We start from the raw sequence: 13803 nt of genomic DNA on the forward strand, positions 1-13803 counted from the left end.
TGAGAAAGCGCAAACCACACCGGCGGCATGGGGATGCACGCAAGCGGGACGGGCATCGACGGCGGACGAACGCAAGCAGCCCCCGCCTGGGCGGGGGCTGCTGGTGAAAACCGAAGAAAAAGCGGCTAGCCGGCCTGGACCGACACGGCGGCGGCCACCCGCTTGGCCTTGGCGCGCGCGGCCGCGACGTCGTCGGCCACGGCCAGGCCCACGCCCATGCGGCGCTTGACGAAGGATTCGGGCTTGCCGAAGAGGCGGATATCGGTGCCGGGCTCGGCCAGCGCCTCGGCCACGCCGTGGAACGACACGGCCGCGGCGTCGACGCCGCCGTAGATCACGCTGCTGGCGCCCGGCTGACGCAGGCTGGTGTCCACCGGCAGCCCCAGCAGCGCGCGGGCGTGCAGTTCGAACTCGCTCTGGACCTGGGTGATCAGGGTGACCAGGCCGGTGTCATGCGGGCGCGGGCTGACTTCCGAGAACCAGATCTGGTCGCCGGCGACGAACAGTTCCACCCCGAAGATGCCCAAACCGCCCAGGTTGGACGTGACGGCCAGCGCGATCTCGCGCGCGCGCTCCAGCGCCGCGGGCGACATCGGGTGCGGCTGCCAGCTTTCCACGTAGTCGCCGTCGACCTGCTTGTGGCCGATGGGCTCGCAGTAGCGGGTCTCGATCTGGCCGTCGGCGCCGCGGGCGCGCACGGTGAGCAGGGTGATTTCGTAGTCGAAGCGGATGAAGCCCTCGACGATGGCGCGCCCGCCCCCTACCCGGCCGCCCTCCTGGGCGTAGCGCCAGGCGTCGGCGATGTCGTCGGCGCTCTTGATCAGGGACTGGCCCTTGCCCGAGGACGACATGACCGGCTTGATGACGCAGGGATAGCCGATGCCGCCGTCGATGGCCTGGCGCAGCTCGGCCTCGGTGTCGACGAAGCGGTAGGGCGAGGTCGGCAGGCCCAGGGTTTCGGCCGCCAGGCGGCGGATGCCCTCGCGGTTCATGGTGAGCTGGGCGGCGCGGGCGGTCGGCGTCACCCGGGCCACGCCGGCCGCTTCCAGGTCGACCAGCAAATTGGTGGCAATGGCCTCGATTTCGGGGACAATAACGTGCGGCCGCTCCTGTTCGATGACTTTGCGCAAGGCCTGCGGGTCGGTCATCGAGACCACATGCGCCCGGTGCGCCACCTGGTGGCCCGGGGCGTCGGCATACCGATCCACCGCGATGACCTCCACGCCCAGCCGCTGCAGGGCGATGATGACCTCTTTGCCCAGCTCGCCCGCCCCGAGCAGCATGACGCGGGTGGCCAGGGGAGACAAAGGCGTGCCTAGAACGGGGCTGGGAAGGCTGGACATGGACGAACCTGCAGGAGAGTTTGGAAGCCGTTGAAAAGAGCCGCCAGGATGCCATACCCCCCTGCTCGGGGCAAACCCGCATACTGATATTAAAATCCGCCCATGACTGACCATCCCACCACTACGTCCGAGACCGCGCTGGCATCTGCGCGCAGAACGCTGCAAATCGAAAGCCAGGGGCTGCTGGACCTGTCGGCCCGGCTGGACGACAGCTTTGCGCAGGCGGTCGCCATGCTGCTGGCCTGTCGCGGCCGCGTGGTGGTGAGCGGCATCGGCAAGACCGGCCATATCGCCCGCAAGATCGCGGCAACGCTGGCCTCGACCGGCACGCCGGCCTTTTTCCTGCACGCGGCCGAGGCCGTGCACGGCGATCTCGGCATGATCACCCGTGACGACGTGATCATCGCGATTTCGTATTCGGGCAGCGGCCAGGAATTGCTGACCATCCTGCCGGTGGCCCGCCGCATGGGCGCGCGCCTGGTCGCGATCACGGGCAATCCGCGTTCGGAACTGGCCGAGCTCGCCGACGTGCACCTGGACGCCAGCGTGGCCCAGGAGGCGTGTCCGCTGAACCTCGCGCCCACGGCCAGCACCACCGCCGCGCTGGCCCTGGGCGACGCGCTGGCCGTGGCCTGCCTGGAGGCGCGCGGCTTCGGCCCGCAGGATTTCGCGCGCTCGCACCCCGGCGGCGCGCTGGGCCGCCGCCTGCTGACGCACGTGCGCGACGTGATGCGCCAGGGCAACGCCCTGCCCATCGTGCTGGCCGGCACGCCGGTGTCGCAGGCGCTCGAGGTCATGTCCGCCAAAGGCATGGGCATGACGGTCGTGACCGACGCGCAGCACCGCCCCCTGGGAATCTTCACCGACGGCGACCTGCGCCGCCTGATCGCGCGGCACGGCGACATCCGCAGCCTGACCGTGGAATCCGGCATGACGCGCTCGCCGCGCAGCATCAATCCCGACGCGCTGGCCGTCGAGGCCGCGCAGCAAATGGACGAACAACGGCTCAACCACATGCTGGTGCTGGATGCCGACGGCGCCCTGCTCGGCGCCCTGCACATGCATGATCTGATGGCCGCTAAAGTGGTATGACTATGACTCTTCCTGCTTCCGTGACTCACCCGGCCGACGCGCTGGTCCTCGCCCGCATCCCCGCCGCCGTGCGCGAACGCGCCGCCACCGTGCGCCTGATGGTGTTCGACGTGGACGGCGTGCTGACCGACGGCAGCCTCTATTACGGCGAAAGCGGCGAACTGCAGAAGCGCTTCAACGCGCTGGACGGCCACGGGCTGCGCCTGCTGATGGAAGGCGGGCTGACGGTGGCGCTGATGACCGGCCGCTCGGGCCCGATCGTGGCGCGCCGCGCCGCCGAACTGGGCATCGCCGAGGTGGTCCAGGGCGTGCGCGACAAGGGCGGCGCGCTGGCTGAACTTGCGCAACGCTGCGGTGTCCAACTGAACCAGACCGGCTATATGGGCGATGACATCATCGACCTGCCGGCCATGCAGCGCGCGGGCTTCGCCGCCAGCGTGCCGAACGCCCCGGGCTACGTCAGCCAGGCCGCCCACTGGGTGTCCACGCAGGCCGGCGGCAACGGCGCGGTGCGCGAATGCTGCGACCTGCTGCTGGCGTCCCAGGGACGCCTGGGGGCATTCCTGGCGGCGCCGGGCCTGCTGGGCCCGGGCGCCATCCAATGACCGCCGCGACAACCGACACGCCCTTGCGGCGAACCCGATGAAAGAACGTTTTCCCTCTCTGATCGCCCTGTTCCTGCTGGTGGTGCTGGTCACCAGCTCCTGGTGGGCGGCCGATTACGCGCAGCGGGCCATCCCGGTGGACCCGCCGCGCCGCGTCACCCACGAGATGGACGCCTGGTCGCGCGATTTCGTCATGCTGCGCACCGATCCCAGCGGCCGGCCCATCAACCGGCTCGAAGGCCAGTACGCGGAACACTTCCCCGACGACGACTCCTATCACATCACCGCGCCGCGCGCGGTGGGCCAGCGCGAGACCAACCCCATCACGGTGGCCGTCTCCAAGACGGCCGTGATGGAGCAAGGCGGCAAGCGCATCGTCATGAACGGCGACGCGCACGTGCACCGCCAGCCCGACGCCAACAACGACATGCTGGACGTGCGCAGCCAGCAACTGATCATCCTGCCCGACGAGGACGTGGTCTATACCGACCTGCCGGCGGAGGTCCTCAAGGGCCGTTCGCGCATGAACGGCAAGGGCATGCGCTACAACAACAAAACGCGCCAGCTGCAGGTTTCGGCATCGACCGATGTGGAAATCGCCGGTTCCGAAGGCAAGCAGCAGCCCCGGAACGGCGTTCCCGCCAACAACACTGACCAGAAAAAACCATGACCGACCTCCGGATTCTCCTTGCCCCGACGACCCGCCTGATCGGCGCCGCCCTGCTGGCGGCCGCGGCGCTGGCGCCGGTCCACGCCGCGGAACAGGGTTCCAAATCGGCGCCTGCGGCCGAAGAGCCCAGCACGCTGATCCTGTCGGAGACCCTGCACTACGACGACGTGAAGAAGAAAAGCGTCTTCACGGGCAACGTCAGCCTGACGCGCGGGCTCATGACGCTGACCTCGGACGTGCTGGAGGTCAACGAGGACGCGAAGGGCAACCAGTTCGGCACGGCCACCGCCAACAAGGGCAAGGTCGTGACCATCCGCCAGGAGCGCCCCGAGACCTTCGAGCTCATCGAAGGCAAGGGCCTGCGCGCCGAGTACGACGGCTCCAAGAGCACGTTCGACCTGATCGGCCAGGCGGTCGTGATCCGCTACGTCTGTGGCAAACCCTTCGACACCATCCGCGGCGAACGGGTGCGCTACAACGAAAAGACCGGCACCTACGAAGCCCAGGGCGGCCCCAACTCGTCGGCCCCCGGCGGGCGGGTGCGTTCGGTCGCCGAGCCGCGCGCCAAGTCCGACGCCGCCATCGCGGAATGCCGCAAGCAGCAGGCCGCCAAGAAAGGGCGTTGAAGCGCCTCCCAGCCACACCATACGCAGCCACGATGAACCAACCCACAGTGCAGACTCCCGTGACCTCCGCCCCGACGGGCGTCAAGCAGGGCAGCCTGCGCGCAACCGGCTTGCGCAAAACCTATAACGGCCGCACGGTGGTGCAGGACGTCTCCCTGTCCGTCGTCAGCGGCGAAGTCGTCGGCCTGCTCGGCCCCAACGGCGCCGGCAAGACCACCAGCTTCTACATGATCGTGGGCCTGGTGCCCGCCGACGCCGGCCGCATCGAGATCGACGGCGCCGCCATCACGGCCATGCCCATCCACAAGCGCGCGCGCATGGGGCTGTCGTACCTGCCGCAGGATGCTTCGGTGTTCCGCCGCCTGACGGTGGAGCAGAACATCCGCGCGGTGCTCGAGCTTCAAACGGGGCCGGATGGGCGCGCGCTGTCCACGGCCAAGATCAACGAGCAGATGGAATCCCTGCTCGAAGAACTGCAGATCGGCCATATCCGCAGCAATGCGGCCATTTCGCTGTCGGGCGGCGAACGCCGCCGCGTCGAGATCGCGCGCGCGCTGGCCACCAGCCCGCGCTTCATCCTGCTGGACGAGCCCTTCGCCGGCGTCGACCCCATCGCCGTGATCGAGATCCAGCGCATCGTGCGCTTCCTGAAGGGGCGCGGCATCGGCGTGCTGATCACCGACCACAACGTGCGCGAGACGCTGGGCATCTGCGACCGCGCCTACATCATCAGCGAGGGCAAGGTGCTGACCGACGGCCATCCCGAGGAAATCGTGGGCGATCCCGCGGTGCGCCGCGTCTATCTGGGCGAACACTTCCGCATGTAACCGGCGGGTCCGGGAAGACCCTAGGCGGGCCGCCGGTACATCCTAGGGACTCAGCCATAAAAATGACATGTTATTGCGCTAGCTCAGCTTGTTTTATCGGCCCGAGTCTATACACTAGTACTAACCGAAACCGCTGAATTCAAGGAGAACGCCTAACGCACAAGCCGCGCATTTCTGCGCAATTTTTTTCCCTCTTTTAGAAGGAGAGCACACTATGAACCTGAGCATCTGCGGTCGTCACCTCGACGTCACCCCGGCCATCCGGGAATATGTCATGAACAAACTGGCGCGAGTGCTGCGGCATTTCGATCACGTCATCGATACCCAGGTCATGCTCTCGGTAGAGCCCCTGCGGCATAGAGCCGAAATCACCATGCGTCTGAGCGGTAAGGACATTCATTGTGAAGCTACCGATGAAAATCTCTATGCGGCCATAGATCTTCTGGCAGACAAAGTCGACCGTCAGGTCATCAAGCACAAGGACAAGGTACGAAGCCACACGGCCGAGTCAGTGAAGCGGCAAGCGGCGAACCTCTCGCCAACCCAGCAGTAACGCGCCTCACGACAGCTCGCCATGTGCGGCTAACGAAACAGCGATTCTCGAATCCTGCCTGAGTCCCGGTGTCCCGCTAGACCACGCGTCCAGCCGGGGCATCGGCAAACTTCCCCCTCCCGGCTTCCCCCCCTCCCCCCAGCGTTTTCCCCGGTACCGGCCCGCCCGGCGCACCCGTTTTCCCGCCCGCCCCCCGAATTCCCCGTCCACGCCGTGGCGCACGGCGCAAGAATGCCCACAATCCGGCGCTTACGGTCTATGCTGTCGCTCTTGCCGTCCCACGGCGCGCCTTCGCAGGGGACGCGTCCAGAGGCCGATTATTGCACTGCGTCATATAACCATATAATGATCCGATGAATCATTTGTCGCGCATCCTTCCCGCCGGCAACGTCGTGCTCGATATGCTCGCCACGAGCAAGAAACGTGCGTTCGAACAAGCCGGCCTACTCTTCGAAAACAACCACGGCCTGGCGCGCGCGCTCGTCTTCGACAGCCTGTTCGCCCGCGAACGCCTGGGGTCCACCGCGCTGGGCCAGGGCGTGGCGGTGCCGCACGGCCGCGTGAAGGGCCTGGAGCAGGCGCTGGCGGCCTTCATCAGGCTGGCCCAGCCCATCGCCTTCGATGCGCCCGACGGCCAGCCGGTCTCGATGCTGCTCTGCCTGCTGGTGCCCGAAGCGGCCACGCAGCAGCACCTGGACATCCTGGCCGAACTGGCCCAGCTCATGTCCAACAAGGCATTGCGCGAGGCCCTGGCCACCGAAGCCGATCCGGCCGTCGTCCACAAGATGCTGACGACCGGGCAACTCTGATCCACTCGCGGACACGCTGCCATGCTCACGGTGCAGGAACTCGTCGACGACAACGCCGACAAAATCCCCTTTAACTGGATTTCGGGCCAGGGCGCGGCGGACCGCGCGATTCCCGACGACGGCATGTCGGCCGCCGACCTGGTCGGCCACCTGAACCTGATCCACCCGTCGCGCATCCAGGTCTTCGGCCAGGAAGAGCTGGCGTACTACACCCGCTTCGACCTGCGCCGGCGCATGCACCACATGGACGAGCTGCTGATCGGCGGCGTTCCGGCCATTCTGCTGGCCGACGGCCTGAGCCCGCCGCAGGACCTGATCGACCAGTGCGACCAGCACCAGGTGCCGCTGCTGTCCACACCGGTCGCGGCCGCGCAGCTCATCGACCTGCTGCGCATCTACCTCGGCAAGAAGCTGGCGCCCACCACCACGGTCCACGGCGTGTTCCTGGACGTGCTCGGCCTGGGCGTGCTGATCACCGGCGAATCCGGCCTGGGCAAGAGCGAACTGGCGCTGGAACTGATCTCGCGCGGCCACGGCCTGGTGGCCGACGACGCGGTGGAGTTCTCGCGCACCGCGCCCAACATGATCGAAGGCCACTGCCCGCAGCTGCTGCAGAACCTGCTGGAAGTACGCGGCCTGGGCCTGCTGGACATCCGCACCATCTTCGGCGAGACCTCCGTGCGCCGCAAGATGCGCCTCAAGCTCATCGTGCACCTAGTGCGCGCCACCGCGCAGGACAAGTTCGAACGCCTGCCGCTGCAGGACATCACCCAGGACATGCTGGGCCTGCCGGTGCGCAAGGTGATGCTGCAGGTCGCCGCGGGCCGCAATCTGGCCGTGCTGGTCGAGGCCGCCGTGCGCAACACCATCCTCAAGCTGCGCGGCATCGACACGCTGGGCGAATTCATGGAACGCCAGGCGATGGCGATCCTGCAGAGCAGCAAATAGCGTGATGGGTTTCGCGCGCTCGATGTTCGCGTTCTTGTCCAAAGATTCTCGCGCTGCACCCATCCTGCGATGCAACTCGTAGGATGGGTGCCGCGCGAGATATTCGACATAAGAAATCAAGCGCCGGACGCGCGAAACCCATCAGGCAACACCACCCCCTAATTCCGCGTAGACGCCGCGCGCGCCCGCTTGACCTCCAGCGGCGTCACGCCCCCGGCCTCGTTGCCCCAGCTATTGCGGATGTACGACACCAGCATGGCGACATCGCTGTCGTTCAGCAATTGCCCGAACGGCGGCATGCCGTGGGGCCGCGGGTTGGCCGCCGTGGCGGGCGCGTAGCCGCCGTCCAGCACCATGCGGATCGCGTTGACGGGCGACGGCGCGGTCACCGTGGGATTGCCGGCCAGCGCCGGCCAGGCCATGCCGCTGCCCTGGCCTTCGGCCTGGTGGCATTGCACGCATTGCTGCTGGTACAGCTTGCCGCCCAGTTCCATCGCCGCCGGCGACACCGGCGCCTTGAGCGGCTGCGCCGCGGCCGGCGCGGCCGGCAGCGACTTGAGGTAGACGCCGATGGCCAGCGCGTCGTCGTCGCTTAGGTGCTGCGTGCTGCCCAGCACCACCTCGGCCATCGGCCCGCTGACGCTGGAATGCCGCGACACGCCGGTCTTGAGCAGCGTGGCGATGTCCTCGGCCGACCAGCGCCCCATGCCGGTCTGCATGTCATTCGTGAGCGGCGGCGCGTACCAGTCCAGCACCGGAATCACGCCGCCGCCCAGCGGCTGCTCCGAACGCAGCGCGCCCATGCTGTTGCGCGGCGTATGGCAGGCGGCGCAATGCCCCAGCCCTTCGACCAGATAGCGGCCGCGGTTCCATTGCAGCGACTGGCCGGCGTCGGGCTCCATCACCCCGGGCTTGAAGTACAGCGCGCGCCAGGCGGCCAGCAGGGCGCGCTGGTCGTACGGGAATTCGAGCTCGGGCGGCCGGTTCGCGCGGCTGACCGGCGGCACGCTGCGCAGGTAGGCGTACAAGGCGTCGGCGTCCGCGCGCGTGATGCGCGTGTACTCGGTGTACGGGAACGCGGGATAGAGCAGCGTGCCGTCGCGCGATTTGCCGTTGTGCAGCGCCTGCCAGAAATCGTCGGCCGTCCAGGCGCCGATGCCGGTCTGTTCGTCGGGCGTGATGTTGGGGCCGTACACCGTGCCGAACGGCGTCGGGATGGGCGTGCCGCCAGCCAGCGGCTGGCCGCCGCGGCTGGTGTGGCAGGCCATGCAGTTGCCGGCCTGCGCCAGGTAGCGGCCGCGCTCGACCAGCGTGGCCGCGTCCTGCGCGGCGGCCGCCGGGCCGGTGCTGGCGTCGTCGCGCGTGCCCGCCCAGTAAAGGCCGCCGGCCGCCACGACCAGCGCCAGCAACAGGACCCACAGGACTTTCTTCATGAGTTTCATCGCGGCTCCCTAGCGTTGCGCCTGGCTGCCGCATTCGGCCGGCAGGCGCAGCGAGCCCGCGGGCTCGGGAGCATAAGGTTCGACCACGGGCCGCGACGACAGCCACGCGGCCAGCGCGCCGATGTCGGCGGGGGTGAGCTTGGCGGCGACGTCGGCCATGCAGTCCGGCTCGGCGGCGCGGCGCAGGCCGTTCTTCCAGCCGCCGATCTGCGAGCCGATGTAGTCGCGCGGCAGGCCGAGCAGGCCCGGGATGGCCGGCAGCACGCCGCCCAGCGCGGCGCCGTGACAGGCCGCGCAGGCGGGCAGCCCGCGCGCCGCGTCGCCGTCGAGCGCCAGCTTGCGGCCGGCCTCCAGCGTGGCGGCGGACACTTCGGGGCGGGCCGGCGGCGGATACGGCACGTGCTGCCCGGCGAAATACGCCGCCATTTCACGCAGGTATTCGTCCGGCAACCCGGTGAGCAGGTGCGTCATGGGCCGATACTGGCGCCGGTCGTCGCGGAAATTCAGCAGCTGGTGGTACAGATAGTCCTGGGGCTTGCCGGCCAGGCGCGGATAGTAGCCGTCGGCGCCGGCGCGGCCCTGCTCGCCGTGGCAGGCCGTACAGGCCGCCACGCGCGCCGCCATGGTGTCCGGGCGCAGGGTCTCCTGGGCCTGGGCTGGCGTGGCCGCAAAAGCGGCGGCGAGGATCGGAATTGCCCAAAACCGCGGCAGTGAAACACTACGAAAGGAAATGAAGGCTAACATCTATGTCGAATTCCAATCCCCCCGAAGCGCATGACGGCGGGGCGCGTATGTGAAATCTGTCGATGAAGTCTGTCTGATGCCGGCCAACTTTACGCCACCGGCGCAAAAAAGGTACAGATCAGATTTCGAGTTTACGGCCATATCAGATGCCGCCTTGCCGCATCGCCCTGGAAAAGCGTGCCACAATCATGTCCATGTTGAAAGTCGTCCTAGTCACCGGCATCTCAGGCTCCGGCAAGTCCGTCGCCCTGCGCATGCTCGAGGATGCCAGCTATACCTGCGTCGACAACCTGCCGGTGCGGTTCCTGACCGAGTTCATCGCCAACGCCCGCGACGAGGGCCTGGAGCGCGTGGCCGTCGCCATCGACGTGCGCTCGCCCGGCGAACTGGCCGAGCTGCCGGACGTGGTCACCGCGCTGCGCGCCATGGGCACCAGCCTGCGCGTGGTCTTCCTGGACGCCAGCACCGCCACGCTGGTGCAGCGCTATTCCGAATCCCGCCGCCGCCATCCGCTCACCGACCGCCTGCAGCGCGGCGGCACCGCGCCCTCGCTGACCGACTGCATCGCGCTGGAGCGCGAACTGCTGGCCCCGCTGCGCGAACAGGAACACGTCATCGACACCTCGGACCTGACGCCGGGGCAGCTGCGGGTCTGGATCCGCGACCTGATCCACGCCGACCGCGCGCCGCTGGTGCTGACGTTCGAATCCTTCGCCTACAAGCGCGGCGTGCCGCGCGACGCCGACCTGGTGTTCGACGTGCGCTGCCTGCCCAATCCCTATTACGACCGCAACCTGCGCCCCCTGACCGGCCGCGACGAACCCGTGGCCGCGTGGCTGGCAGGCTTCGACCAGGTCGGGCAGATGATCGATGACATCGCCGGTTTCCTGAACCGCTGGCTGCCGCAATACACGCAGGACACCCGCAACTACCTCACCGTCGCCATCGGCTGCACCGGCGGCCAGCACCGTTCGGTCTATGTGGTCGAGCAGCTGGCGCTGCGCTTCGCCGACCACGACCCGCTGCTGGTGCGCCACCGCACCCAACTGCCCGACGAATCCGCATGACCCTGTCCCGACCGCTGCGCCTGATCCTGACGCTGTTGCTGGCCTTCGCCGTGGCCGCCTGTTCCTCCACCGGCGGACGCAAGAAGGGCGGCTACTACAAGGACGACGGGCCGGACGCGAATCCGCCCTCGAACCTGGACCAGATCCCCGACGCGGTGCCCAAAATCGAACCCTACGCCAGCGGCGCGAACCGGCCCTACGTGGTGTTCGGCCAGCGCTACGTGCCGGACACCAGCGGCCAGCCCTATAAAAAGCGCGGCATCGCCTCGTGGTACGGCAAGAAGTTCCACGGCAATTCCACGTCCATCGGCGAAACCTACGACATGTACGCCATGACCGCCGCCCACACCACGCTGCCGCTGCCCAGCTACGCGCGCGTGACCAGCATGGTCAACGGCAAGACCGTCGTGGTCCGCGTCAATGACCGCGGCCCGTTCCATAGCGACCGCATCATGGACCTGTCCTACGCCGCCGCGCACAAGCTGGGCATCGTCGGCCCCGGCAGCGGGCAGGTGGTCGTCGAGGCCATCCCGCCCGACGAGATCCGGCGCCTGGCCTCGCAGGGCGCGCCGGCCGCCGCCCCGGAACCCGAATCCGCCACCGGCTCGATGCCGGTGCCCTCGCCCATCGCCGCCGCCCCCGCGCCGCTCACGGCCCAGCCGCTGACGGCGCCCGCGCCCGGCTCCGCGCCGGTCCGCCAGGCGCCGGCCGCGGGCCTGGGCAATGTCTATCTGCAGGTGGGCGCGTTCAGCCAGCCGGCCAACGCCCAATCGCTGGTCAGCCGCATCAACACGCAGCTGGGCACGGCCGGCGCGCCGCCGGCCCTGATGGAACAGTCGAACAATCTCTATCGGGTCAAGATCGGGCCCTACCCCGACCGCCAGAGCGCGCTGGACGCCGTGCAGCTGGTGTCCGAGCGCATCGGCATCCTGCCCAGCATCGCCGCGCAATAACCCGGCCGCAGCGCTACCAGGGCAGTTCCGCCTGCCCGTCGCAGACGCGGCGCGCGCGCGCATTGCGGCTGCGGTACAGGTTGCCCTCGTGCGCCAGCAGCGCCTGCTTGCGCGGCAAGCCGCCGCCGAAGCCGGTCAGCGAGGTATCCGCCCCGATCACGCGGTGGCACGGAATGATGATGCTGACCGGATTGCGCCCGACCGCCCCGCCCACCGCCTGCGCCCCCTTGGGCCGGCCGACCCGGCGCGCCAGTTCGCCGTAGCTGGCCAGCACGCCGAACTCCAGATCGCACAGGGCCTGCCAGACCTGGTGCTGGAAAGCCGTGCCCACGGGGTCCAGCGGCACCTCGAATCCGCGGCGGCGGCTGGCGAACCACTCGTCCAGTTCGCGGCGGGCCTGCTCCAGGATGGGATCGGAATGCGTCAACAGCCAGCCCTCGGCCGAAGGCAGCAGGTCCTGGTCGGTGAACCAGGCGCCGCGCAGGCCCTTGGCGCTGGCGACCAGGCGCATGTCGCCCAGCGGCGTGGGGATGTCGCGGTAGGTGAGCCGTTCGCCGGAATCGGCGGGCCTGGACACCACGGTCGGGTACGTCATGGCTTATTCCGATGATTTCTTGCGGGCCAGCGCCCGGTTGTACAGCACGTCGCGCGGCAGGCCCGAGACCTTGGCCGCGACGCGGGCGGCGTCGCGCAGCGACAGCGATTCCAGCAGGGCGTCGAGCAGCGCGTCGGTGCGCGGGTCGGCCTCGTCCTGCTCGGGCTGTGTTTCGTCGGCGTGCACGATCAGCACGAATTCGCCCTGCTCGCGATGGGCGTCGGCGGCCAGCCAGGCCGCGCCCGCTTCCAGCGCGAAGGTGGCGATTTCCTCGAAGCGCTTGGTCAGTTCGCGCGCCACGGTCAGGCGGCGCTGCGGCCCGCAGACTTCCAGCAGGTCGGCCAGCGTCGCCGCGAGGCGGTGCGGCGACTCGAACATCACCACCGGCGCCGGCAGGGCGCACCAGGTGCGCAGCCAGCGCTGGCGCGCCGCCGCCTTGGACGGCGCGAATCCCGCGAAGGCGTAGGCCGGGTTTTCGTCCGTGGTGACGCCGCTGCCCATGAGCGCGGCGATCACGGCGCTGGGCCCCGGCACCGGCACCACCTTGAAGCCGGCCTCGCGCACGGCGCGCACGATGCGCGCGCCCGGATCGCTGACCGCCGGCGCGCCGGCGTCGGACACCAGGGCCACGCGCTGGCCCTGCTGCAGCCGCTCGCATATAGCCTGGGCCGCCGCGGCCTCGTTGTGGCGGTGGGCCGCCATGAGCGGCGTGGCCACGCCCCAGGCGTCCAGCAGCGTGCGGCTGGCGCGCGTGTCCTCGGCGGCGATCACATCGGCGCGCTGCAAGGCATGCCAGGCGCGCAGGCCCAGGTCGCCCAGATTGCCGATCGGCGTGGCCACGACGTACAGCGTCGCGGCCGGCCAATGCTGCTCGGTCACGCGCTCGGCGACGCGCGACCAGGCATCGCCGGCGGACGCGGGTGAGACATTTGAATTCATTGCTGCCTACTGACACGGAAAACCATGTCAGTGTAGCCGCAGCCGCCCATGCCCCCGGAGCCTCCCATGAACGACGAGACCTTGCGCCTGGCCTGCGAACTGGCCCTGGCCGCGCGCCGCCGCGCCGCCAAACGCCGCCGGCGCGCGCGAAGCACGCCGGCCCCGCGCCCTTGTCCGCAACGCTCGCCCACCCAGCGCAGCGGCGACCGCCACGAGGCCGCCGCCCTGCGCCTGCTGCTGGCCCGCGGCCTGACGCTGCTGGCGCGCAACCTGTGCACCCCAGCCGGCGAGATCGACCTGGCCATGCGCGATGGCGACACGCTGGTGTTCGTCGAGGTCCGCGCGCGCCGGGCCGGCCGCTACGGCGGCGCCGCGGCCAGCATCGGGGCCGAAAAACAGGCCCGGCTGGCGCGCGCCGCCGCCCACTGGCTGCCCGAACTGGCGCGCCGCCACTGGCACGGCCGGCTGCCGCCGGCCCGCTTCGACGCCGTGGTCTTCGAGGCCGGCCGCGCCGAATGGCTGCGCGCGGCCTTCGCGCTGGACTGAGTCCGGGCCGTAACGCCGCGCCCGCCACGGTTACGCCTGGACAG

At 69.1% G+C, this 13803-nt stretch carries 16 protein-coding genes; 11 read left to right on the forward strand and 5 right to left on the reverse strand.

The features are described from left to right. Window positions 1–125 precede the first annotated feature (125 nt). On the reverse strand, window positions 126–1343 hold the full coding sequence (purT, locus tag AC1M14_RS25000) for a formate-dependent phosphoribosylglycinamide formyltransferase (RefSeq protein ID WP_102775232.1): 1218 nt from the start codon (window positions 1341–1343) through the stop codon (window positions 126–128). A gap of 102 nt (window positions 1344–1445) precedes the next feature. Between purT and AC1M14_RS25005 the strand changes: the two genes are divergently transcribed. The 8 genes from AC1M14_RS25005 (at window position 1446) to hprK (ending at window position 7473) form a co-directional block, all read left to right on the forward strand. Beyond that, window positions 1446–2435, forward strand: coding sequence for a KpsF/GutQ family sugar-phosphate isomerase (locus tag AC1M14_RS25005; RefSeq protein ID WP_102775231.1), 990 nt, complete (start codon window positions 1446–1448; stop codon window positions 2433–2435). Next, entirely contained in the window at window positions 2432–3040 is a 609-nt protein-coding gene (locus AC1M14_RS25010) for a KdsC family phosphatase (RefSeq protein WP_181391051.1), read from the forward strand. The genes AC1M14_RS25005 and AC1M14_RS25010 overlap by 4 nt, the downstream gene beginning before the upstream one ends. A 37-nt stretch (window positions 3041–3077) precedes the next feature. Further along, a complete protein-coding gene (gene lptC / locus AC1M14_RS25015) occupies window positions 3078–3710 on the forward strand; it encodes an LPS export ABC transporter periplasmic protein LptC (RefSeq protein WP_102775229.1) in 633 nt (210 codons plus the stop codon). Further along, on the forward strand, window positions 3707–4336 hold the full coding sequence (gene lptA, locus AC1M14_RS25020) for a lipopolysaccharide transport periplasmic protein LptA (RefSeq protein ID WP_102775228.1): 630 nt from the start codon (window positions 3707–3709) through the stop codon (window positions 4334–4336). The genes lptC and lptA overlap by 4 nt, the downstream gene beginning before the upstream one ends. A 32-nt stretch (window positions 4337–4368) precedes the next feature. Then, the gene (gene lptB, locus AC1M14_RS25025) at window positions 4369–5163 is read left to right on the forward strand and encodes an LPS export ABC transporter ATP-binding protein (protein WP_102775227.1); all 795 of its coding nucleotides are present in this window, start codon (window positions 4369–4371) and stop codon (window positions 5161–5163) included. A 214-nt stretch (window positions 5164–5377) separates the two neighbouring features. Continuing rightward, complete coding sequence (gene hpf, locus AC1M14_RS25030) at window positions 5378–5716, forward strand: ribosome hibernation-promoting factor, HPF/YfiA family (RefSeq protein ID WP_209166691.1); 339 nt, start codon at window positions 5378–5380, stop codon at window positions 5714–5716. 353 nt (window positions 5717–6069) lie between these two features. Next, complete coding sequence (locus AC1M14_RS25035) at window positions 6070–6525, forward strand: PTS sugar transporter subunit IIA (protein ID WP_102775226.1); 456 nt, start codon at window positions 6070–6072, stop codon at window positions 6523–6525. 21 nt (window positions 6526–6546) lie between these two features. Continuing rightward, window positions 6547–7473 (forward strand): HPr(Ser) kinase/phosphatase, encoded by a 927-nt coding sequence (hprK, locus tag AC1M14_RS25040; RefSeq protein ID WP_102775225.1) that lies wholly within the window; start codon window positions 6547–6549, stop codon window positions 7471–7473. A gap of 158 nt (window positions 7474–7631) precedes the next feature. On the opposite strand, the gene AC1M14_RS25045 is transcribed toward hprK, so the two are convergent. Together AC1M14_RS25045 and AC1M14_RS25050 are read right to left on the reverse strand one after the other, a co-directional pair. Then, entirely contained in the window at window positions 7632–8915 is a 1284-nt protein-coding gene (locus AC1M14_RS25045) for a c-type cytochrome (RefSeq protein ID WP_479730623.1), read from the reverse strand. A 9-nt stretch (window positions 8916–8924) separates the two neighbouring features. Then, window positions 8925–9659, reverse strand: a complete 735-nt coding sequence (locus AC1M14_RS25050; protein ID WP_102775223.1) for a c-type cytochrome — start codon at window positions 9657–9659, stop codon at window positions 8925–8927. Between the two features lie 194 nt (window positions 9660–9853). Here AC1M14_RS25050 and rapZ point away from each other — a divergent pair, with 194 nt between their 5' ends. Together rapZ and AC1M14_RS25060 are read left to right on the forward strand one after the other, a co-directional pair. Then, on the forward strand, window positions 9854–10726 hold the full coding sequence (gene rapZ, locus AC1M14_RS25055; RefSeq protein WP_102775380.1) for an RNase adapter RapZ: 873 nt from the start codon (window positions 9854–9856) through the stop codon (window positions 10724–10726). Continuing rightward, window positions 10723–11679: a septal ring lytic transglycosylase RlpA family protein gene (locus AC1M14_RS25060; protein ID WP_102775222.1), complete on the forward strand. Its 957-nt coding sequence runs from the start codon at window positions 10723–10725 to the stop codon at window positions 11677–11679. Before rapZ ends, AC1M14_RS25060 begins: the two co-directional genes overlap by 4 nt. A gap of 13 nt (window positions 11680–11692) precedes the next feature. Here the strand turns inward: AC1M14_RS25060 and AC1M14_RS25065 are convergent, their stop codons facing one another. Both AC1M14_RS25065 and rsmI read right to left on the reverse strand, forming a co-directional pair. Next, a complete protein-coding gene (locus tag AC1M14_RS25065; RefSeq protein ID WP_102775221.1) occupies window positions 11693–12274 on the reverse strand; it encodes a methylated-DNA--[protein]-cysteine S-methyltransferase in 582 nt (193 codons plus the stop codon). A 3-nt stretch (window positions 12275–12277) separates the two neighbouring features. Next, on the reverse strand, window positions 12278–13213 hold the full coding sequence (gene rsmI / locus AC1M14_RS25070; RefSeq protein WP_209166956.1) for a 16S rRNA (cytidine(1402)-2'-O)-methyltransferase: 936 nt from the start codon (window positions 13211–13213) through the stop codon (window positions 12278–12280). 66 nt (window positions 13214–13279) lie between these two features. Here rsmI and AC1M14_RS25075 point away from each other — a divergent pair, with 66 nt between their 5' ends. Further along, entirely contained in the window at window positions 13280–13759 is a 480-nt protein-coding gene (locus tag AC1M14_RS25075; protein WP_479730624.1) for a YraN family protein, read from the forward strand. The last annotated feature ends 44 nt before the right edge of the window (window positions 13760–13803 follow it).

The organism is Achromobacter sp. SX5, assembly GCF_056711425.1.